This window comes from Pseudomonas sp. 4CAES_32.4 (assembly GCF_058136335.1).
Genome location: NZ_CM176882.1, coordinates 1,008,276 through 1,027,757, shown reverse-complemented (window position 1 = coordinate 1,027,757; position 19,482 = coordinate 1,008,276). Strand labels below are relative to the sequence as shown.

Below are 19,482 nucleotides of genomic sequence, written 5' to 3'. Positions count from 1 at the left end.
GCAGTCATCCTTCTCGGGCAGATCAGAAGTTCACGCCGAAGCTCAGGGCCACGAAGTCACGGTCTTCGAGGACGTTGTAATCACCACCGAAGAAGTCGGTGTAACTGAGGCTCGCGGTGTAGGTGTTGCGATAGTCGGCATCGACGCCGACGCTGATCGCTTTCGCGCCTTCGTTGAACAGGCCGTTGGGGCCATAACCGGCAACGTCATGCGACCAGGACAGGTTGGGTTTGAGGTTGATCCCGCCGATCACGTTGGCGTAATCGAGGATGGCCCGGGCGCGATAGCCCCACGACGTCGAGGTGACGAAGCCGTCGGTGTCGCCACCGAAACCGTATTGGCCGTACACCGAATCTCGGCCATAGCGCAACTGACTGCGCGACTCCAGACCGCCGACGTGCACCACCGCAGCTTCACCGACCACGGTCAGACGCTCGGCGCCCAAGACCTGATCGAAAAAGTGCGTGAGGGTGCTCTGAATCTGCGTGACTTCCTTGCGGCGGTAACCCTTGTTGTCGGCGCCTGGCGAGGTGCTCAGCGGCGAAGCGGTGCCGCCGGCAATCGGGTTGACCAGCGCCAGGGTCAGATCGTTGGTGTTGACCTGCACGGGTGCGTTGGGCCGATAGCTGATCTCGCCAGTCCACGCGGTGCCGGTGGGCAGCGTGGTGGAGAAACTGGCGCCGTAGAGGCGAATGTCTTCCGGGTATTCCAGATAATACTGACCGCGCCCGAGCATCACGCTTTGCGCCAGCCCTGCCCCGCTGCCGGGGGCCAGACCGTTGGCGATGCCGACCATCGCCGGCAATGCCGACAGCGTCGAAAGCCCAGCGGTGGTGGTGCCCACTGACGGCGTACGACTGTGGTAGTTCATGAAATAGAGACCGTATTCAGTGTCGTCACCGAGCCAGCGCAATGCCGTGCCCCACTGCCCGGAATCCCGCGCATCGCGGTCGCCGCCACGGGGAATCACCACGCCTTCGCGCGTCACCTGAATGCCTTGGCCAAACGCGGTGGTCAAAGGCACGAGCGGCGCGACTGCCGGGCTGCCAACGGTGTAGCCGTTGTTGCAGCCATCCGCCGCCACATCGACGCCGAAGAACGTGCCGCAGTTATCCAGAACGGTCTGATCCCATTCCAGTTGATAGAAACCTTCGACCGAGAGTTTGTCGGTCAGGCTCTGCGAACCGAACAGCATGTTCACCGGGATCAGGCCTTCCTTGATCTCTGCTCCGGGGCGCCGGAACGCCGAAACGTCGATCGGGTTGATGCTGTTGATCGAGTTGCCGATGAAGGTACTTTCACCCCAGCTCACCACTTGCTTGCCCGCCCGCACGGTGCCCGGCAGATCGGCGATGGTGTAGTTGTGATAAACGAACGCATCGAGGATTTGCGCGCCGGACGACTTGGCGCCCTCCTTGCGGCCACTGTCGCTGATCTGCTTGAACTCGCGGTCTTCGTCCTTGAGTTCGAAGTCGTACCAATATTTGCCACGCACGAACACACCGGTGTCGCCGTACTTCAGTTCGAGGTCGTGAATACCTTTGAAGATTTTCGAGAAGGTCTCGCCCTTCTTGAAGTTCAGGCGCCCGTCATCACCGGTGGAGGATTGCCCGGTGCCACCGTTGACCGTGCCGACCAACGACTTGTCGGCATCGCGCATGCCCCAACTGGCTCCGACCGAAAGCGACGAGTCGAACGTCCCCTCGATCTCGCCGATATTGAACGAAACCGCGTGCGCCTGGGCACAGCAACCCAGAGCCACCGCAGCGGCCAGCGCCTGCGGTGTGAAGATGGCGCGCATTGTTGTTTTTGTCATGCGTCTTCCCCGGTGAGTGACAGAAGGCCCCACCCTACTGCCGGGCAACCGGGTCGATAAGCGCACCAAGGAGGTATTCGCGTTGTCGCTCGAAAGGATGAATGCCCACACGGGCCGTGGCTCTGCGCGACTCATGAGTGAGCTGGATGGAGGATCATCAATGCAGCGCATGGCGCACATCGGGTCACGGGACTGTTGCATGCCCCGCAACAGTGCATGTCCGGAATCGGTATTTTTCCTACACGCTCAAGACCTTATTCTGAACGCGCTTTCACGGCAGCCGCCGGAAAGCGCGAAGCCAGCTACGCTGAGTCACTGAAGCGATTGGCAACAGACTTCAGAGGAATCGAAGGATTCGGTTTCTTAACCCCGTGTTCACTGACGTTGATTTGTAGCTCCTTGATCCAACGTCTTACCTTGGCCGCTGCGTTTGCAGCGGCCTTTTTTATGCCTGCAGAAACGTCAAAACGCACGCTGCCTATAGTTTTGCGCGAACCATGTCGGAGATTTCTTTTTTTGCGAAAGAATTCTCCTCGCGAAATTATCCGCCCTCGAAAGTTCGCACAAAACAACATCTTGTTACTTACGGTCTTCTCGGACTCGTTAACCGCAAGTTTCTTGTAACTTGAAACGAATCAATTATTCGCGAATGCCATCACTTCTGATCGGTATTTAGCGGAAATCACGCACATTCAAAAGGATATGAATATGCAGAAGCCTACGTCTTACGAAATAGATCCTATTGTCATCACAGCAGTGCAGCCTCCCCGCTTCAAATCCCCGCAAGAAACCGAAGTTGAACTATTGCGCAGCGGCGTGTTTGGTACCCCGGGAAATCACAGCAAATACGAACAACAAGTTCAGAGCTTTATTATTCCGTTGACAAATGAGTTCGCCCAGAGAAGCGCGCAGATTAATCAAACTATCGAAGCTGATCTGGCTACGGTTCGCCTCGAAGGCTCAACTCACGCACTTCCACCCGCCGAATCGATCATTCGCGAATTGGCCGTCCGCAATACCGTTATTCAACGAAAGAATCTTGAGTTTCAGCAACACACTGCAATCGCTCAACATTTCTACGGTGAAGACCCCATAGGCAAAACAGCGCATCAATTTCTCGCCCGCGCTGCAACATTTGACCGTCACCTCAGGCCCAACGGACCGGCGTTTACCCAATGGCGGCAATCTTACCGGTCCGCCCAGGAGGCACAGCTGCTGGCACAGACTCTCGCGGTTCTGCATCAGCAGCAGATCAATGTGCAGAATTGGCTGAACGCCGTACAGGCGAATAATCAGGCCCAGGCAGCTGCAGCAGAAACCCAACGGCTGGCAGCCGAACGCGAGCGCATTGCTGCGGAGCTGCAACGCCACAGAGCCGCTGCCGAGAAGGCACGCCGAGACCACGAGGAAATCCTTGTTCGTGAGCGGGAACGCCTTGCCACGCTGGCAGAGGCCCGTCGTCTTGCTGAGGAGCTAGCACGAACTGCCGCTGAAGCAGCGGCTCGCCAAGTGAGGGCGGAACACGCACGACTTGAGGCGCTCGCAGAAAAACATCGGCAAGCCGAGGCTGAGAATCTACGCATCGAACGAGCGTATCGGACTCAACAAGAACAGCGCGAGCATCAGCGCGAGAAAGCACTGCGTGCAGAGCAGGCAGTCATTCGCGAGCAAGCCGAGAAGAACCGTCGCAAGCGGTTGTTGCAGGCTGAGCTGGAGGCACAGGAAAGACGGCGAGCGCAGGCAGCGCTGGATGCCGAAGCCGAAGCCACGCGACAGGCAGAACTGGCACGTCAAAAAATCAAATGGCGAATGCAGATAGAGGCGCGATGGGAAAAACCTGAGTTCGCCCACGTCGGTTCAGCCGTTGAATTCGGGCCGACTTTTTCGGGAACACTTGGCAATATCGCCACCGATCGAGTGACGTCTCTGGCGCTCACGAACGCACTTCGAACCAGTATCGCCACCGCAATCTCCGCAGCGTCCACTTTCGCAGCGCCTGTTCTGGTTGGATTTGCCGCCCTGCTCGTCCCGTCTGAACTGGGCAACGGTGATCTCTTTTCCGCAGGCATCGCGCTATCCGAACTTGCACCTGATTTGACAGGCGATCTGTATGAAGTGGCAGCGAACAACGGCCACCTGGATCTACCTGTACGACTAGGCACCAGAACGATAGGCAACCGCGTAGAAATTGTCATTGTCACCACCGACGGCATCACGGTGCCCAGCAGTATCCCGGTAAGACTTGCTCACTTCGATGCAGGGAAAAACGCTTACGTATCCAGCGCTGGCACCGCCGATTTGAACGGCCCCATCGTCACCTGGACCCCGCTGATCGAGCAACTTGATCAGTCGTCGTCATTTCCTCTGGTCGACCGTCAGTTGCCAATCTATGAGGGTGCGACAGTCGAACCCGTCGCCGGGCGAATAGACCCGTTTCCTGAACTGGACCTGTACGGGCTTGATGGACACATCACAGTCTTTCCGATCGACTCCGGCATCCCGCCGGTGCTCACAGTATTCAGGGATCGCCGGCAAGATCCCGGCGTAGCAACCGGGAGGGGGCAAACGGTTTCAGGTAATTGGTTGGGGTCGGCGGCCACACAACAAGGTGCGCCCGTTCCAACGCAGATTGCGGATAAGCTTCGAGACAGGGAGTTTTCGAGTTTCAGGGCATTTCGAAGGGCGTTTTGGAAGGCCGTAGGAAGCGAACCTTCATTGCTTGACCATTTCACTACCTTCAACAAATTTGACGTTAAGAATGGTCTTGCACCCCGTGCGCCAAAATCTGAACAAATTGGAGGAAAAATAAAGCTCGATATTCATCATATTGAGCCTATATCTGAAGGTGGCGCAGTCTACGACATTGATAACCTTCGCATACTGACACCGAGACAGCACATCGAAACCCACTCTAGGATGAGAGAACAAAAAAATGATTCTCAAGAATAAATTCGAACAATACACAGAGGCGGAATACGCAGCATTGATAAATCGCTTGGTTAGCGGAGATTATTCTTCAGAACGAGAACACGATGCGATAGTTGCCAATATTGTAGCCACCTCCGAGCATCCGAACGGCTCCGACATTTTGTACTACCCGGAAGAGGGTGTTGAGGACAGCCCGGAAGGCGCATTAGAAACCATTAAAGCTTGGCGCGCCGCCAACGGAAAACCCGGATTCAAAGCCGAAGAATAAAAAAAGAGCGGGCAGGCACCTTATGCCTGCCCGCTCTATGTCCGGCTACAGCGAATACTTCTGCAAATTCGCCATCATTTCCTTCAGCGCTTCAATATTGTCCTTCGGATGCGCCGCGCCTTCGAAATCACAGATCTGCTGCCAATGCGCCGCGACATCCTCGGGCGAGAAGCCTACGCGCGGATCGAACCCGGCTCCCAGGCTGCGCTCCCAACGCACTTTGCCCATCCAGCCGCCACCGACTTCGAACAGCCCGGAAGTTTCCTGGCATTGCTCGCTCGCCAGGTACACCACCAGCGGGCTGACCAGTTCCGGTTTGAGTTGTTCGAACACTTGCGGCGGGATCAGGCCTTCGGTCATGCGCGTGCCGCCGGTTGGCGCGATGGCGTTGACGAGAATGTTGTTCTTGCGGCCTTCGATGGCCAGGGTGCGGGTCAGGCCGTACAGGCCGAGTTTGGCCATGCCGTAGTTGGACTGGCCGAAGTTGCCGTAGATGCCCGAGGTCGAGGCGGTGAAGATCACCCGCCCGTAGTTTTGCTCGCGCATATGCGGCCATGCCGCGCGGGTGACCTTGTAGGCGCCTTCGACGTGGACGCGATAAACCAGATCCCAATCGGCGTCGTCCATTTTGTGGAAGGTCTTGTCGCGCAGGATGCCGGCGTTGTTCACCACGACGTCAACACGGCCGAAGACGTCGAGGGCGTTCTGCACCAGTTTGTCGCCGTCGGTAACGGAGTCGTGGTTGGCTTCGGCGGTACCGCCGGCCTCGCGGATTTCCGCGACCACGCGGTCGGCGGCGGAGGCATTGGCGCCTTCGCCCTGCGCCGAGCCGCCGAGGTCGTTGACCAGCACTTTCGCGCCTTGTCTGGCGAACAACAGAGCGTGCGCCCGTCCGAGGCCACCACCGGCTCCGGTGACGATTACGACTTTATCTTCGAAACGCACAGACTCATTCATCAGGGCAACTCCAACAGGCCAATAGAACATTGATCCCGAGTGTCACGCACGGGGCTTTTGGTCACAATGAACACGGTTGGGGCTGAATGGTGTGCGATAAGGCTGAGGGATAGTCAGGTTTGAAAAGCACAAGATCGCAGTCTTCGGCAGCTCCTACACAAATCTACGCAGGAGCTGCCGAAGGCTGCGATCTTTTGATCTTCAGGAACAGGCCACTTTGCGCGGCGGCAGCACTTGACGCTCGCGAAATTCCAGATAGTGCTTAAGCACCTGCACCGGCGCTTCGGTCTGTGGATAGTGACCGATACCCGGCAACTGCACCGTGTCTGCGTCAGGAATCAATTCCCGATAGCGCTCGACCATATGCGCACCGGAAATCGGATCAACTTCACCGTCAATCAACCGCAACGGAATTTCGCCACGCTGCATGGCCGCCACCCAACGATCACGCTGGACCCGGCGTTCGGGGATGTAGCTGATCAGCTTGTGCATGATGCGTGGCCCACGATTGCTGTCGACCAGGCTCCAGAAATCATCCAGTTCGCTCTCTGTAGGCCGAGTGTTCGGCCCAAAGATCTGCCGAAAACTTTTCACCAGTGCATCGCGGGTAAACGCGCGACCGATCATCCAGCCCAGTGGGCTCAGCAGCAGTTTTTGCATCAGCACCGGGCGATGAGTTTCTGGAAACAGTCCGCCGTTAAGAAATACACAACTGGCGATTTCAATCCGGTCCTCGTAATGCCGCGCGAGCAATTCCTGCGCGACGCTGTCACCGTAATCGTGCGCCAGCACATGCACCGGTTGCTCGATCTGCAGATGCGCGAGCAACGCCTGCTGCAAATCCGCCTGCTCCAACAAGCTGTAGGTGTGGTTGATCGGCTTGGCTGAATCGCCGAAACCGAGCATGTCGCAGGCAATCACCCGATAACGCTGGGCCAGTGGCTGCCACAGGTAATGCCAGTCCCAACTGGCGGTCGGGAAGCCGTGGATCAGCAGCAGCGGCTCACCCTGCCCAGCCGTCCAGTAACGGATCGGCTGGCCACGAAAGACAAACGTCTGGCTGCGTTTACGCCAGACACACAGAGGAATCTCGGCAAGAGGCATTAGAGTTTATATCCGGGGTCTTGTTTATCGAGTTTGCGCAGCAACGCTGGCCAGGCCAACGCGCCACCCATGCCTTGAGCACTTTTGGTGACGCCGGCAATCATCGCTTTGGCGCCCGCCAGAATCTGCGGTTCGATGGCGATGAGTTCAGCGCCACCGGTTTGCGCCATAACCTGAATGTCGCAGGCGCGCTGGAAGGTGAACATCATCAGAAAGGTGTCGGCGATGGTGCCGCCGCAGGTCAGCAGACCGTGGTTGTGCAGCATCAGGAAATTGTTTTCGCCGAGGTCGGCCTGCAAGCGCGCCTTCTCTTCGTGGTTCAGCGCGACACCTTCGTAGGCGTGATAGGCCAGGCTCGACAGCACGAACAGCGACTGCTGGCTGATCGGCAACACGCCTTGCTTTTGCGCCGACACCGCGACGCCGGATGCGGTGTGGGTATGCAGCACGCAAACCACATCGTGCCGCACTTCGTGCACCGCGCTGTGGATGGTGTAGCCGGCGGGATTGATCTCGTAAGGGCTGTCCATGAGCTTGTTGCCGGCCTGATCGACTTTCACCAGGCTCGACGCAGTGATCTCATGGAACATCAGGCCGAACGGGTTGATCAGGAAATCTTCGGTGCCCGGCACCTTGGCGGAAATGTGGGTGAAGATCAGATCGTCCCAGCCATGTAACGCGACCAGACGGTAACAAGCGGCGAGATCAACCCGGGCCTGCCACTCGGCGGCGCTGACCTGGTCTTTGACATGAAGGGACGATTGGACGGGGGCTACGCTCACTGTATGCACCTCTGCGTTCTTATTGTTCTGCACGTGACAGCAGTCTAGTCAGGTGCAGGCAATCGCGTAGTTGCATTGGCAGCCAGCTTGATGACTGACCGGGTCAGCCATGCAAACAGCTTGGATCCACGTCAAAGCAACGACGCCAACAAAGGCGCGGCAAACAGGTTAAGCAGGCCGGTCAGCACCATCACCAGCCCGGCAACAGAGCCTTCCTCACCGCCCACTTCATGGGCGCGACTGACACCGGCGCCGTGTGCGCCGACGCCAAATAACGCGCCCCGCGCCAAGGCACTGCGCAGCGGCAACCATTTGAGCAGCACACCGCCAAGCATCGCACCGAAAACACCGGTGAACATCACGAACACCGCGGTCAACTCCGGCACACCGCCGAGGTTTTGCGCCAGCGGCATGGCGAACGGCGTGGTGATCGAGCGTGGCACCAGCGACATCGTTACCGAACTGTCGAGCGCCAATGCCTTGGCCAAGCCGAACGAGGTGCCAATCGAAGCCGCACTGCCCGCCACCATGCCCAACATCAGCGCCGACCAGTGCCGCATCAATAAACGTCGTTGCTGCCAGATCGGCACGGCGAAGGCGACGGTCACCGGGCCCAATACCAGCATCAGCCAATGAGTGTTGCTGGAATATTCGGCGTACGCGGTGTGCAGCGGCACGGCGAGCGCGAGAAGCAACGCCGGCACCAGAATCAGCGGCGACAACACATAACGCCCGGTGCGCCGATAAACCCAGCGGCTGAACAAGTACGCCAACAACGTGAAGGCGAGCCAGAACATCGGCATCCATTCAAGCTTCATGGGATCGCCTCGCGCGCACGGCCAGTTCCACGGTGAACGCGGTCACCAGCATCACCATCAAGGTGCTGGCGGCGATCACCAGTAAAATCCGCCAGCCGTCATCGCGCAGCAACGTGCCGTAATCGAGCAGGCTCATCAGCGCGGGAATGAAAAACAGCAACATCTCGGCCATCAGCAGGCCCGCGCCCAATTGCAGCGCCGCCGGTTTGACCCAGCCGAATGCGAAGGCCAGCAGCAACAGCGCCATACCGATCACGCCGCCGGGAATCGGCCAGGGCAACCACGCCGCGAGTTGGCAGCCGAGCAAGTAGAGACCGAGCAGCACGGCGAGTTCGGCGAACAGACGGGAAAGGTGTTTGAATCTGGCGGCGTTCATGAGGTTGGCTCCTTACAGAGGCCTATTTTACGAAGCGACCTGCCATCCCCGAAGCGAATTGTTAGACTCGCAGCCATTCCAAACTGGAATCAGGCTCATGGAATTCAAACAGCTGCGCAGTTTTGTCGAAGTCATGCACCAGGGCGGTTTCACCCAAGCGGCGAAAACCCTGCACATCAGTCAATCAGCGGTGAGTAAACAGGTCGCGCAATTGGAGCAAAGCCTCGGCACGCCGCTGCTCGAGCGGCTCGGCTCACAGCTGCGCCTGACCGCCGCTGGCAGCGTGGTGCTGCAGCGCGCCGAAGCCATGCTGCGTTTGCGCAATGAGCTGCTGGTCGAATTGGACGACCTCAGTCATCTGGCCCGTGGCGAGCTGCGCCTGGGCCTGCCGCTGTTGGGCAGTGATGCTTTGTTCGCCGGGCTGTTTGCTGAATATCGTCGGCGCTACCCAAACATCAGCGTGCAGTTGCTCGAGGGCGGTAGCCGTAATATCGAGCAAGCCGTGCTCAATGGTGAGTTGGAATTGGGTGGCAGCTTGCTGCCGAAGGATCCGCAGTTCGACTGTCAGCCGTTTTGCGATGAGAAGCTCGATGCGCTGCTACCGGTCGATCATCCGTTGGCCGAGCGCGGCGAAATCGGACTGGAGGAATTGGCCGACACGCCGTTCCTGCTGTATCAGCGCAGCTTCGTGCTCAACGATCGTTTGCTGCAGGCGTGCCAGCAAATGGGTTTTACGCCGAAGGAAGGCGGGCGCAGCGGCCAGGCGGATTTTCTTGCGGCGCTGGTGGCCGCCGGGCAAGGCGTGGTGTTGTTGCCCAGCGTCGTCGCGCGCGGGCTGGTGCGGCCAGGTGTGGTGCGCCTGACGTTGCGCGCGCCGGACTATCTGCGCTGGGACATCGCGTTCATCTGGCGTCAGGGCGCCTATCTGTCGAACGCCGCGCAGGCGTGGCTGGCACTCCTGCGCGAGCGGCCGATCAGCCCTTGAGCGCGTCGATCAACTGCGCCAGCCAAGGCTCGGCGTCGGTTTCCGGGGTCACGCTTTCGCTGGCGTCGATGCGCAACATGTCTTGCACCTCAACCACGCCCAGCTCACCGAACAATTCACGCATCTGCTCGCCGCCGCCGCAGAATGTGTCGCCATAACTGGCGTCGCCCAACGCAATAACGGCGCCCGGCAAACCGCGCCAGGCTGCCGGCAACTGATCGCGAATGGTCGAGTACAACGGTTGCAGGTTATCCGGCAACTCGCCCATGCCGGTGGTCGAGGTCACGGCGAGCAATGCTTCAGGACCGAACCCTTGCAGGTCCGCCAGGCTGGCGCGCGAGTTATAGAAGGTTTCAAAGCCAGCGGCTTTCAACAGGTTCTGGGCGTGGCGGGCGACTTCTTCGGCGGTGCCGTAGACCGAACCGGAGAGGATGGCGACTTTCATCAATCTGATCCTGAAACTGAAAAAATGAGCGGCGATAGTAGCAGCCTGCGCTGCAAAGCTGCGATTGGATCTCATCTGCCGATAATGGCCAGTAGACAGCGCCGATGGTTCTTCTAGAATGCCTGCCGTCGACCACTCTGCCCGGATTCACAGATGATCAATGCCAGCTTGCTGCAAATGGTGATCAACGCGTCTAACGACGGCATCGTCGTAGCGGAAAAGGAGGGCGAGCAGGACACCATCCTGATTTACGTCAACCCGGCTTTCGAGCGTCTGACCGGTTACAGCAGTGAAGAGATTCTGTATCAGGACTGCCGCTTTCTGCAGGCTGGAGACCGTGATCAGCCAGCACTGGCGAAAATTCGTGAGGTACTGCGCAGCAATGGGTCGTGTCGGGAAACGCTGCGCAACTATCGCAAGGACGGCACGCCGTTCTGGAATGAACTGTCGCTTTCAACGGTGAAGAATGTTGATGACGGAATGACTTATATCGTCGGCGTGCAGAAAGACGTGACGGTTCAGGTCAAGGCTCAGCAGCGTGTTGTGCAGCTTGAGGCCGAGGTTGCGGCGCTGCGCGCAGAGCTGGCGGAACTGAAAGCGACGAACGGTTCAAACAAAACAGCGAACTAATTGTCATTAACTACAATCACCAATGACTTTGTAACTATTCCTTTCGAGTTAGCCATGCAGCGTGACGCCCTCCTCACTCAGGATGAGCTGGATTTCATCCAGACCATGCAGCACAACCCGCAACTGAACGTGCGGGATGCGACGTCGAGTCTGCTGGTCAATGGCGGTTCGCAGATCCGTGATTTGCTCACGCGTCTGGCCGCTCACGAGCAGGTGACCATCCAGGCCAACTTCGAAAACCAGCAAATGACCTTCCCGCTGCACTTGGTCGAAGACGAGTTTCATGCGCTGCATTTGCGCCTCGGCGTACCGAGCATTTACGAAGACGGCCCGATGGTACGCCCATGGCGGCTGGTGCTCGAGGAACCGGTAGCGCTGGAGAACGCCAAAGGCCAGCCAGGCATGATGTGGGTGCACGAGGTGTCGCACAAAGGTGTGCTGCTGGAAATGCGCAACAAAACCAAACCACCCAAACACTTCGCCTTGTGGTTCAGCCCTTCGGGGTACGAGCGGATTTCATTGCGCGGGAATTTCGAACGGGAAACCGATAGCGGTTTCTACGCCTATGAACTGAGTCAGACCGACGCCGATGAAACCGAGCGCCTGCGTCAGTTCATTCTGCAACAACATCGCTTGACTCATCCTGCGCTGCACACCTGATTCAGGTATCCAGTTTCCCCGCCAGAAACTGCACCATGCGCTGACGCATGGTCGAACCTTCGTTGCCCAGACAAGCGACGGATGATCCCGCCAGACTTTCCCGAGCCAGATCGGACGCATCGCCCGCCAGCATCAACTGACAATCCAGACCCATCGCCAACCGGTTCAGGCGCCGAGGCAGTTCGGCACTCGGTGCATGGTTGGAAAACAGTACCAGTGCGTCCGGCCGGGTCTTTTCGCAAACCAGGGTCAGCTCATCGAATGGCTGACCCGTGGTCAACACGCGAACCCCCGAGTCATTGCCACTGAGGAACAGCGCTGCCACCAGCAACTCCAGTTCCCGACATTGCCCCGACAGCGCGCTGACGATCACCCGACGCGGTTGGGCGCCACGCAGCATGATGATGCGCTGCAGGACTCGCGCCCTGAGAAAACCATCGAAGAACAGCCATTCACTGGTTTGCCCGAACGCTTCCTGACGTTGCAGCAACTGCAGCCAGAGCGGCATGAGGATGTCCTGAAACACCACCGGCAGCGCGTAAGACGAAAAGATCTGCGAATAGACGCGATCCAGTGCCTGGTCATCGAACGAACTCACAGCCTGCTGGATTTGCGTCTGCCATTGCAGGTAATCGCTCTGCACCTGATCGTCAGAAATGAAACTTGCCAACACTTTCAGCGGTTCGGTCTTGGCCAGGATCTTGCCGATCTTGCTCACGGCCACGCCGCGTCCAATCCAGTCGAGAATGCTGCGCACGCGCTCGATATCGTTCATCGAATACAGACGATGCCCGCTTTCGGTGCGGGTCGGCACAATCAAACCGTAGCGGCGCTCCCAAGCGCGCAGGGTCACCGGGTTGATACCTGTGAGCCGTGCGACTTCGCGGATGGGGAACAAGTCCTCGCGCTCAAGTGAGGCTACGGCCTGCGAAACGGGTGGGAGGTCAGTCAGGACAGGCATTGCGCGATCAACTTCCTTGTTAGGGTTATTGGATCCATTCTAACCCTGATGTCACTTTCATGCTCAAGAGGGATCTTGCGACGAAAGCCTATGGTTAATTCACGAAAATCAGGAATAATCCTTGCTTGTTGAAAAGCGCAGGCCTCTACCCAGGCCCTGCGTCAGGCGAAATTCCTACCCGGAATGACGCATTCGTAATGCGGAGATACAAAATGTCTACTTCCCCCGTCACGCTGATGGTCGCTCGTCGTGTTGCTGAAGGTCGTTATCAGGATCTGATTGCCTGGTTGCGCGAAGGCGAACAACTGGCCACCGATTTTCCCGGTTATCTCGGCTCAGGCGTGCTCGCTCCGCCGCCCGGCGATAACGAATTCCAGATTATTTTCCGTTTCGTCGATGAACAGACTTTGCATGCGTGGGAACACTCGGTTTCGCGCACGGCCTGGCTGGATCGTGGCAGCGACCTGTTTGCCCATCCGAAGGAGCATCGGGTCAGCGGCATCGAAGGTTGGTTCGGCGCGGCCGGTCAGCGCCCACCGCGCTGGAAGCAGGCGGTTGCGATCTGGCTGGCGTTCTTTCCGGTTTCACTGTTGTTCAACTTTGTCCTCGGCCCGCTGCTCGCGGAGATGAGTTTGTTGCCGCGTGTGTTGATCAGCACCGCGTGCCTGACGCCGTTGATGGTGTATTTCTTCATTCCGTTGTCGACGCGGTTGCTGGCCAATTGGCTGAACAGCGTTCCGGCCCGGCGTGTGCCTGCCGAGCCAGTCTCGCAGAACCGCTGAATGCCCTGTGGGATTGGCAACGCCGACGATAGGTGTACGGCTCTGGTCGCTGTTATAGTTTTTGCTCCACCCGCGATGCGAGCCGTTCATGTCCAATTCCGCAGCCCCGATCCTCATCACCGGCGCCGGCCAGCGTGTCGGCCTGCATTGTGCGCAGCGTTTGCTCGAAGACGGTCATCGCGTCATCTTCACTTACCGCAGCGAACGTCCCGGCGTACAGACGCTGCGTGATCTGGGCGCGATTGGCCTGTTCGCCGACTTCTCCAGCGAAGCCGGGATTCTCGCCTTCATCACTGAACTGAAAACCCATACCGACAGCCTGCGCGCCATCGTGCACAACGCCTCTGAGTGGCTGGAAGAAACGCCGGAACATGAAGCCGATGCCTTCACGCGCATGTTCAGTATTCACATGCTCGCGCCCTATCTGATCAACCTGCATTGCGCCGATTTGCTGCATCGCTCGACGCCTGCCGACATCATCCACATCAGCGACGACGTCACGCGTAAGGGCAGCAGCAAGCACATCGGTTATTGCGCGACCAAGGCCGGGCTCGACAGCTTGACCTTGTCCTTCGCCGCCCGCTACGCGCCGGCAATCAAGGTCAACGGCATTGCGCCGGCCCTGCTATTGTTCAATCCCGACGACGACGCGGCGTACCGCGCCAAGGCCCTGGCCAAATCCGCGCTGGGCATCGAACCCGGCAGCGAGGTGATCTATCAGAGCCTGCGCTATCTGCTCGACAACCCATATGTCACCGGTACGACCCTGACCGTCAACGGCGGAAGGCACGTCAAATAACACCCGCCTGCGAGGCTGCCCATGACCCGCTCTCTGCCTGAAAACTACCGCGACATCCTCGTCGGCCTCGGTGAAGACCCTGACCGCGAAGGACTGCGCGACACCCCGGTACGTGCGGCGAAAGCCATGCAATACCTGTGTCACGGCTACGACCAGAGCGTCGAGCAAATCGTCAATGGCGCGCTGTTTGCCTCGGACAGCGACGAGATGATCATCGTCGCCGACATCGAGCTGTATTCTTTGTGCGAACATCACCTGCTGCCCTTCATCGGCAAGGCCCATGTGGCTTATATTCCGACGGGCAAGGTGCTGGGGTTATCGAAGATCGCACGGCTGGTGGACATGTTCGCCCGACGCCTGCAGATCCAGGAAAACCTCACCCGGCAAATCGCCGACGCGGTGCAACAGGTCACCGACGCCGCCGGTGTCGCCGTGGTCATCGAAGCCAGACACATGTGCATGATGATGCGCGGCGTGGAAAAACAGAATTCGACGATGAACACCTCGGTCATGCTCGGCGCCTTCCGCGAGTCGAGCAACACCCGCCAGGAGTTCCTGCAATTGATTGGACGGAGCAAGTAAATGCCACAACTTCAACCGGGAATGGCGCGCATCCGGGTCAAGGATCTGCGCTTGCGCACCTTTATCGGGATCAACGAGGACGAAATCCTCAACAAGCAGGATGTGCTGATCAACCTGACCATTCTGTATGCCGCGCAAGAAGCGGTGCGTGACAACGACATCGATCACGCGCTGAACTACCGAACGATTACCAAGGCAATCATCGCCCACGTCGAGGGCAACCGTTTCGCGCTGCTTGAACGCCTGACGCAGGAATTGCTCGATCTGGTGATGAGCAACGGTTCGGTGCTGTACGCCGAAGTCGAAGTCGACAAGCCACATGCGCTGCGGTTTGCCGAGTCGGTGTCGATAACGCTTGCAGCGAGCCGCTAGCTTCAAGCTTCAAGCGCCAAGCTGTAAACTTCGCGTCACCGCCACTTATCTTGCAGCTTGAAGCTCGCCGCTCAAAGCTGTCTCGCAGAGACCTCCATGACTGATCAACAACGCCTCGAACTCGAAGCCGCCGCCTTCCGCCGGCTGGTCGCCCACCTGGACAGCCGCAAGGACGTGCAGAACATCGATCTGATGAACCTCGCCGGCTTCTGCCGCAACTGCCTGTCGAAGTGGTACAAGGCCGAAGCCGACGAGCGCCAGATCGAGGTCAGCCTCGACGACGCCCGCGAAGTGGTTTACGGCATGCCGTACGCCGAGTGGAAAGCCCAATTTCAGCAAGAAGCCAGCGCCGATCAACAAGTGGCGTTCGCCAAAGGAAAAACCCATGAGTGACCTGAATACCCTGCGCGCCAGTCTCAAGAGCGGCGAACACGCTTTCGCCGACACCCTGGCCTTCATCGCCGCCGGCTACGATTATCAGCCGCAGGCGTTCAACAACGGTGGCGTGGAAAACGCCGCCGGGCAGAACGAAGGCTCGTGCAAGACTCTGGGCCTGGCGTTGCTGGAAGGTCTGAGCGATGAAGAAGCGCTGCTGGCGTTCGGCGAGCATTATCGCTCGGTAGTGGCCACGCCTGAGGGCAGTGATCACGGCAACATTCGTGCGTTGATCAAGCACGGTCTGGCCGGCGTGAAATTCACCGCCCAGCCCCTGACTCGCCGCTGATTAAGATCAAAAGATCGCAGCCTTCGGCAGCTCCTACACCCTGATCGTTCCCACGCTCTGCGTGGGAATGCAGCTGGGGGACGCTCCGCGTCCCAACGGACGCAGAGCGTCCAGATGAGGCATTCCCACGCAGAGCGTGGGAACGATCATCACGTAGCTGAAACTGCGGACACAAAAAAACCGGCCAATCTGGCCGGTTTTTTTGTGCCTGCGATCTTAGAACGAAGCGTTCTGCAGACCGTCCAGGTAACGCTCGGTGTCCAGTGCCGCCATGCAGCCGGCGCCGGCCGAGGTGATGGCCTGACGGTAAACGTGGTCAGCCACGTCACCGGCAGCGAAGATGCCTTCGACGCTGGTCGCAGTGGCATTGCCTTCACGGCCGCCGTGCACTACCAGATAGCCGTCTTTCAAGGTCAGCTGGCCTTCGAACAGCGAGGTGTTCGGGGTGTGGCCGATGGCGATGAACACGCCGTCGACAGTGATTTCGTCGAAGCTGCCGTCGTTGTTCTTCAGACGCGCACCGGTCACGCCCATGTTGTCGCCCAGGACTTCGTCGAGGTTGGCGTTCAACTTGAGGATGATCTTGCCTTCAGCCACGCGAGCGTTGAGCTTGTCGATCAGGATCTTCTCGGCGCGGAAAGTTTCGCGACGGTGGATCAGGGTCACTGTGCTGGCGATGTTGGCCAGGTACAGCGCTTCTTCAACCGCGGTGTTGCCGCCGCCGACCACAGCCACTGGCTTGTTGCGGTAGAAGAAACCGTCGCAGGTTGCGCAGGCCGAAACGCCTTTGCCCATGAACGCTTCTTCCGACGGCAGGCCCAGGTAACGAGCGCTGGCGCCGGTGGCGATGATCAGGGCGTCGCAGGTGTAAACCGCGCTGTCGCCGGTCAGGGTGTAAGGCTTGGCAGCGAAATCCACAGCGTTGATGTGATCGAAAACGATCTCGGTTTCAAAACGCTCGGCGTGCTCGCGCATGCGCTCCATCAGGGCTGGACCGGTCAGACCGTGGACGTCGCCCGGCCAGTTGTCGACTTCGGTGGTGGTGGTCAGTTGACCGCCGGCCTGCATGCCGGTGATCAGCAGTGGCTTGAGGTTGGCACGGGCCGCGTACACCGCAGCGCTGTAACCGGCAGGGCCGGAACCGAGAATAATCACTCGCGAATGACGGACTTCAGACATGACCTGCTCCTGTTGACCGGGCCGAAAAAACTGGCACGGATCGCCGGACTGCCGGCGGAAATAAAAAAGGACCGTGGAAAACCTTGGGGAAGGCTTGGGCTCGACAGTCCTGTAAAAAGTTGGGTGCAGCGTATCGAGGGGGGCAAGATTAAGGAAATACGGTTTAACAATCCAGCTCATAGGTGGTCTCTATGCCGACACACTGACGAGATGGACGTCTTTGTTACAGTGAATGTCGATCGCTCTACCGCGCTTTCACAGCCGTGGCAAAGTCGGTAAGGTCGGCGCGTTTTCCCTTGTTCGGAGCACCTTATGCCCGCCCCTGTTCTGTCCGGCCCGCAATACCTGCGCGAAGGCCTCAAACTGGTCTTGAGCCCAGGCTTGCGCCTGTTCGTGTTGTTGCCGCTGCTGATCAACCTGATGCTGTTCGTCGGATTGATCTATCTGGCCGGCCACCAGTTCAGCCTGTGGGTCGACACGTTGATGCCATCGCTACCGGAATGGCTGAGCTTCCTCAGTTACATCCTCTGGCCTTTGTTCGTGGTGCTGGTGGCGCTGATGGTGTTTTTCACCTTCACCATGCTGGCCAACGTGATCGCCGCACCGTTCAACGGCTTCCTCGCGGAGAAAGTCGAAGTGGTGGTGCGCGGCACTGATGATTTCCCGGCGTTCAGCTGGGGCGAACTGATCGCCATGGTCCCGCGCACCCTCGCTCGGGAAATGCGCAAACTCGGCTATTTCCTGCCCCGTGCCATCGGCCTGTTCATCCTCTCGTTCATCCCGGTGGTGAACATCATCGCCGCGCCGCTGTGGTTGCTGTTCGGCGTGTGGATGATGGCGATCCAGTACATCGACTACCCGGCGGACAACCACAAACTGGGCTGGAACGAGATGCTCGCCTGGCTGCGACAGAAGCGCTGGCAGAGCATGAGCTTCGGCGGGATTGTCTATCTGGTGCTGCTGATTCCGGTGGTCAACATCCTGATGATGCCGGCGGCTGTCGCTGGGGCGACGCTGTTCTGGGTACGTGAGCGCGGCGCCGAGAATCTCGTGACGCAGCGCTGAAGCGGCGTCACAAATCCATCATCCGAACGTCACAAGCACGACATGGCCTCAGTCGACACTGAGGTCATGACGACAGCTCTACACATCACCCTCATCAGCGAAACCTTCCCTCCTGAAATCAACGGCGTGGCCAATACCCTTGGCCGCTTGTGCGACGGCTTGCGCGCGCGCGGGCACCGTGTCGACCTGGTGCGCCCGCGTCAGGCCAGCGATCCACAGCGCGGTGAAGATGACGCGCTGCTGCTGTGCCGAGGCTGGCCGTTGCCGGGGTATCCGGGGCTGCAATGGGGTCAGTCGTCGATGCACAAACTGCTGCGTCGCTGGAAGCGTCAGCGCCCGGACGTGTTGTACATCGCCACTGAAGGGCCGCTGGGCCTGTCGGCGCTGCGTGCGGCACGGCGTTTGGGGATTTCCGTGGTCAGCGGTTTCCATACCAATTTTCAGCAATACACCAGTCAATATGGGCTCGGTCTGCTGACGCGGATGCTCACGCATTATCTGCGCTGGTTCCACAATCGCTCGGCGATGACGCTGGTGCCCAGTGTCAGCCAACGCCTGGAACTGGAGCGGCGGCATTTCGAGCGCTTGGCGTTGTTGTCGCGTGGTGTCGACAGTCAGTTGTTCCATCCGAGCAAACGCCTGAACGCCTTGCGTGAGCAGTGGGGTCTGGGCGAGCGCGATATCGCCGTGATTCACGTAGGACGCCTCGCCCCGGAGAAAAATCTGCGCTTGCTCAAGCGCAGCTTCGCAACCCTGCGCGAGACTTATCCACAACGCAATCTGAAACTGATCGTGGTCGGCGACGGGCCGCAACGGCTGGCGTTGGAAAAGGAACTGCCCGAGGCGATTTTCTGCGGGGCTCAGCGCGGTGAAGCGTTGGCGGCGCACTACGCGTCCGGGGATCTGTTTGTGTTTCCGAGCCTGACTGAAACTTTCGGCAATGTTGTGCTTGAAGCGCTGGCTTCAGGGCTGGGCGTGGTGGCTTACGATCAGGCCGCGGCGGCGCAGCATATTCGCCATGGCTACAACGGCGTGTTGGCGATGCCGGGTGATGAGCAGGCGTTTTGCGAGGCGGCGGCGTGGTTGCTGGAGGAAGATGAGACGTTGCGTTGCGTACGGCTGAATGCGCGGCAGCACGCGAGTCGCCAAGGGTGGGCGGCGATTATTGAGCAGTTTGAGGGGCATTTGCGTGGGGCGTGTTTGGGGGAGCTGGTGGTGCCTGGGGCTCAGACACTGCCCTGAATTTTTA

Annotated in this window: 22 protein-coding genes; 13 read left to right on the top strand and 9 right to left on the bottom strand. The window is 59.0% G+C overall.

Annotated elements, in window-relative coordinates; translation table 11 throughout:
• Positions 1-22 precede the first annotated feature (22 nt).
• The gene (locus AC3Y64_RS04510) at positions 23-1,816 is read right to left on the bottom strand and encodes a DUF1302 domain-containing protein (RefSeq protein ID WP_489986578.1); all 1,794 of its coding nucleotides are present in this window, start codon (positions 1,814-1,816) and stop codon (positions 23-25) included.
• Between the two features lie 708 nt (positions 1,817-2,524).
• Between AC3Y64_RS04510 and AC3Y64_RS04505 the strand changes: the two genes are divergently transcribed.
• Both AC3Y64_RS04505 and AC3Y64_RS04500 read left to right on the top strand, forming a co-directional pair.
• Complete coding sequence (locus AC3Y64_RS04505; protein ID WP_489986577.1) at positions 2,525-4,765, top strand: S-type pyocin domain-containing protein; 2,241 nt, start codon at positions 2,525-2,527, stop codon at positions 4,763-4,765.
• Positions 4,749-5,012: a bacteriocin immunity protein gene (locus AC3Y64_RS04500; RefSeq protein ID WP_489986576.1), complete on the top strand. Its 264-nt coding sequence runs from the start codon at positions 4,749-4,751 to the stop codon at positions 5,010-5,012. Before AC3Y64_RS04505 ends, AC3Y64_RS04500 begins: the two co-directional genes overlap by 17 nt.
• Before the next feature lie 45 nt (positions 5,013-5,057).
• On the opposite strand, the gene AC3Y64_RS04495 is transcribed toward AC3Y64_RS04500, so the two are convergent.
• From AC3Y64_RS04495 to AC3Y64_RS04475, 5 genes are all read right to left on the bottom strand, one after another.
• Positions 5,058-5,969: an SDR family oxidoreductase gene (locus AC3Y64_RS04495; RefSeq protein WP_489986575.1), complete on the bottom strand. Its 912-nt coding sequence runs from the start codon at positions 5,967-5,969 to the stop codon at positions 5,058-5,060.
• Between the two features lie 201 nt (positions 5,970-6,170).
• Complete coding sequence (locus AC3Y64_RS04490) at positions 6,171-7,073, bottom strand: alpha/beta fold hydrolase (protein ID WP_489986574.1); 903 nt, start codon at positions 7,071-7,073, stop codon at positions 6,171-6,173.
• Positions 7,073-7,855: a class II aldolase/adducin family protein gene (locus AC3Y64_RS04485; protein WP_489986573.1), complete on the bottom strand. Its 783-nt coding sequence runs from the start codon at positions 7,853-7,855 to the stop codon at positions 7,073-7,075. The genes AC3Y64_RS04490 and AC3Y64_RS04485 overlap by 1 nt, the downstream gene beginning before the upstream one ends.
• A 131-nt stretch (positions 7,856-7,986) precedes the next feature.
• Positions 7,987-8,673, bottom strand: coding sequence for an LrgB family protein (locus AC3Y64_RS04480; protein ID WP_489986572.1), 687 nt, complete (start codon positions 8,671-8,673; stop codon positions 7,987-7,989).
• Positions 8,663-9,049 (bottom strand): CidA/LrgA family protein, encoded by a 387-nt coding sequence (locus tag AC3Y64_RS04475; RefSeq protein WP_489986571.1) that lies wholly within the window; start codon positions 9,047-9,049, stop codon positions 8,663-8,665. Before AC3Y64_RS04475 ends, AC3Y64_RS04480 begins: the two co-directional genes overlap by 11 nt.
• 97 nt (positions 9,050-9,146) lie before the next feature.
• Here AC3Y64_RS04475 and AC3Y64_RS04470 point away from each other — a divergent pair, with 97 nt between their 5' ends.
• On the top strand, positions 9,147-10,034 hold the full coding sequence (locus tag AC3Y64_RS04470) for a LysR family transcriptional regulator (RefSeq protein WP_489986570.1): 888 nt from the start codon (positions 9,147-9,149) through the stop codon (positions 10,032-10,034).
• Here the strand turns inward: AC3Y64_RS04470 and AC3Y64_RS04465 are convergent.
• Positions 10,024-10,479 (bottom strand): flavodoxin, encoded by a 456-nt coding sequence (locus AC3Y64_RS04465; RefSeq protein ID WP_489986569.1) that lies wholly within the window; start codon positions 10,477-10,479, stop codon positions 10,024-10,026. The two genes, AC3Y64_RS04470 and AC3Y64_RS04465, sit on opposite strands and share 11 nt — an antisense overlap.
• Positions 10,480-10,632: 153 nt before the next feature.
• On the opposite strand from AC3Y64_RS04465, the gene AC3Y64_RS04460 reads away from it, so the two are divergent.
• Complete coding sequence (locus tag AC3Y64_RS04460; protein ID WP_489986568.1) at positions 10,633-11,109, top strand: PAS domain-containing protein; 477 nt, start codon at positions 10,633-10,635, stop codon at positions 11,107-11,109.
• Positions 11,110-11,163: 54 nt separating this feature from the next.
• Positions 11,164-11,769, top strand: coding sequence for a hypothetical protein (locus tag AC3Y64_RS04455; protein ID WP_158961161.1), 606 nt, complete (start codon positions 11,164-11,166; stop codon positions 11,767-11,769).
• A gap of 1 nt (position 11,770) precedes the next feature.
• On the opposite strand, the gene AC3Y64_RS04450 is transcribed toward AC3Y64_RS04455, so the two are convergent.
• Positions 11,771-12,730, bottom strand: a complete 960-nt coding sequence (locus AC3Y64_RS04450) for a MerR family transcriptional regulator (protein ID WP_489986567.1) — start codon at positions 12,728-12,730, stop codon at positions 11,771-11,773.
• Positions 12,731-12,942: 212 nt separating this feature from the next.
• On the opposite strand from AC3Y64_RS04450, the gene AC3Y64_RS04445 reads away from it, so the two are divergent.
• The 6 genes from AC3Y64_RS04445 (at position 12,943) to AC3Y64_RS04420 (ending at position 15,989) form a co-directional block, all read left to right on the top strand.
• The gene (locus AC3Y64_RS04445; RefSeq protein WP_489986566.1) at positions 12,943-13,512 is read left to right on the top strand and encodes an antibiotic biosynthesis monooxygenase; all 570 of its coding nucleotides are present in this window, start codon (positions 12,943-12,945) and stop codon (positions 13,510-13,512) included.
• 88 nt (positions 13,513-13,600) lie between these two features.
• A complete protein-coding gene (gene folM / locus AC3Y64_RS04440) occupies positions 13,601-14,311 on the top strand; it encodes a dihydromonapterin reductase (protein ID WP_489986565.1) in 711 nt (236 codons plus the stop codon).
• Between the two features lie 21 nt (positions 14,312-14,332).
• The gene (folE, locus tag AC3Y64_RS04435) at positions 14,333-14,893 is read left to right on the top strand and encodes a GTP cyclohydrolase I FolE (protein ID WP_489986564.1); all 561 of its coding nucleotides are present in this window, start codon (positions 14,333-14,335) and stop codon (positions 14,891-14,893) included.
• Complete coding sequence (gene folX, locus AC3Y64_RS04430) at positions 14,894-15,265, top strand: dihydroneopterin triphosphate 2'-epimerase (RefSeq protein WP_007914273.1); 372 nt, start codon at positions 14,894-14,896, stop codon at positions 15,263-15,265. It abuts the gene before it with no gap.
• A gap of 96 nt (positions 15,266-15,361) precedes the next feature.
• The gene (locus AC3Y64_RS04425; protein WP_489986563.1) at positions 15,362-15,658 is read left to right on the top strand and encodes a DUF1244 domain-containing protein; all 297 of its coding nucleotides are present in this window, start codon (positions 15,362-15,364) and stop codon (positions 15,656-15,658) included.
• Positions 15,651-15,989 carry a HopJ type III effector protein gene (locus tag AC3Y64_RS04420; RefSeq protein ID WP_102900671.1) on the top strand — a complete coding sequence of 113 codons (339 nt, stop codon included), beginning with the start codon at positions 15,651-15,653 and terminating at the stop codon, positions 15,987-15,989. The genes AC3Y64_RS04425 and AC3Y64_RS04420 overlap by 8 nt, the downstream gene beginning before the upstream one ends.
• A 216-nt stretch (positions 15,990-16,205) precedes the next feature.
• Here the strand turns inward: AC3Y64_RS04420 and trxB are convergent, their stop codons facing one another.
• Positions 16,206-17,168, bottom strand: a complete 963-nt coding sequence (trxB, locus tag AC3Y64_RS04415) for a thioredoxin-disulfide reductase (protein ID WP_212549706.1) — start codon at positions 17,166-17,168, stop codon at positions 16,206-16,208.
• 312 nt (positions 17,169-17,480) lie between these two features.
• Here trxB and cysZ point away from each other — a divergent pair, with 312 nt between their 5' ends.
• Both cysZ and AC3Y64_RS04405 read left to right on the top strand, forming a co-directional pair.
• On the top strand, positions 17,481-18,233 hold the full coding sequence (cysZ, locus tag AC3Y64_RS04410) for a sulfate transporter CysZ (protein WP_489986562.1): 753 nt from the start codon (positions 17,481-17,483) through the stop codon (positions 18,231-18,233).
• A gap of 42 nt (positions 18,234-18,275) precedes the next feature.
• A complete protein-coding gene (locus AC3Y64_RS04405; protein WP_489986561.1) occupies positions 18,276-19,475 on the top strand; it encodes a glycosyltransferase family 4 protein in 1,200 nt (399 codons plus the stop codon).
• Positions 19,476-19,482: the final 7 nt, after the last annotated feature.

Bases quoted from the DNA above. Each gene is read 5' to 3' on its own strand.
- AC3Y64_RS04405 (WP_489986561.1), top strand. From the start codon at position 18,276: ATGGCCTCAGTCGACACTGAGGTCATGACGACAGCTCTACACATCACC.
- AC3Y64_RS04425 (WP_489986563.1), top strand. From the start codon at position 15,362: ATGACTGATCAACAACGCCTCGAACTCGAAGCCGCCGCCTTCCGCCGG.
- AC3Y64_RS04465 (WP_489986569.1), bottom strand. From the start codon at position 10,479: ATGAAAGTCGCCATCCTCTCCGGTTCGGTCTACGGCACCGCCGAAGAA.
- AC3Y64_RS04505 (WP_489986577.1), top strand. From the start codon at position 2,525: ATGCAGAAGCCTACGTCTTACGAAATAGATCCTATTGTCATCACAGCA.
- AC3Y64_RS04470 (WP_489986570.1), top strand. From the start codon at position 9,147: ATGGAATTCAAACAGCTGCGCAGTTTTGTCGAAGTCATGCACCAGGGC.
- AC3Y64_RS04455 (WP_158961161.1), top strand. From the start codon at position 11,164: ATGCAGCGTGACGCCCTCCTCACTCAGGATGAGCTGGATTTCATCCAG.
- AC3Y64_RS04460 (WP_489986568.1), top strand. From the start codon at position 10,633: ATGATCAATGCCAGCTTGCTGCAAATGGTGATCAACGCGTCTAACGAC.
- AC3Y64_RS04500 (WP_489986576.1), top strand. From the start codon at position 4,749: ATGATTCTCAAGAATAAATTCGAACAATACACAGAGGCGGAATACGCA.
- AC3Y64_RS04450 (WP_489986567.1), bottom strand. From the start codon at position 12,730: ATGCCTGTCCTGACTGACCTCCCACCCGTTTCGCAGGCCGTAGCCTCA.
- AC3Y64_RS04480 (WP_489986572.1), bottom strand. From the start codon at position 8,673: ATGAAGCTTGAATGGATGCCGATGTTCTGGCTCGCCTTCACGTTGTTG.
- AC3Y64_RS04420 (WP_102900671.1), top strand. From the start codon at position 15,651: ATGAGTGACCTGAATACCCTGCGCGCCAGTCTCAAGAGCGGCGAACAC.
- cysZ (WP_489986562.1), top strand. From the start codon at position 17,481: ATGCCCGCCCCTGTTCTGTCCGGCCCGCAATACCTGCGCGAAGGCCTC.
- AC3Y64_RS04495 (WP_489986575.1), bottom strand. From the start codon at position 5,969: ATGAATGAGTCTGTGCGTTTCGAAGATAAAGTCGTAATCGTCACCGGA.
- folX (WP_007914273.1), top strand. From the start codon at position 14,894: ATGCCACAACTTCAACCGGGAATGGCGCGCATCCGGGTCAAGGATCTG.
- folM (WP_489986565.1), top strand. From the start codon at position 13,601: ATGTCCAATTCCGCAGCCCCGATCCTCATCACCGGCGCCGGCCAGCGT.
- AC3Y64_RS04475 (WP_489986571.1), bottom strand. From the start codon at position 9,049: ATGAACGCCGCCAGATTCAAACACCTTTCCCGTCTGTTCGCCGAACTC.
- AC3Y64_RS04445 (WP_489986566.1), top strand. From the start codon at position 12,943: ATGTCTACTTCCCCCGTCACGCTGATGGTCGCTCGTCGTGTTGCTGAA.
- trxB (WP_212549706.1), bottom strand. From the start codon at position 17,168: ATGTCTGAAGTCCGTCATTCGCGAGTGATTATTCTCGGTTCCGGCCCT.
- AC3Y64_RS04490 (WP_489986574.1), bottom strand. From the start codon at position 7,073: ATGCCTCTTGCCGAGATTCCTCTGTGTGTCTGGCGTAAACGCAGCCAG.
- folE (WP_489986564.1), top strand. From the start codon at position 14,333: ATGACCCGCTCTCTGCCTGAAAACTACCGCGACATCCTCGTCGGCCTC.
- AC3Y64_RS04510 (WP_489986578.1), bottom strand. From the start codon at position 1,816: ATGACAAAAACAACAATGCGCGCCATCTTCACACCGCAGGCGCTGGCC.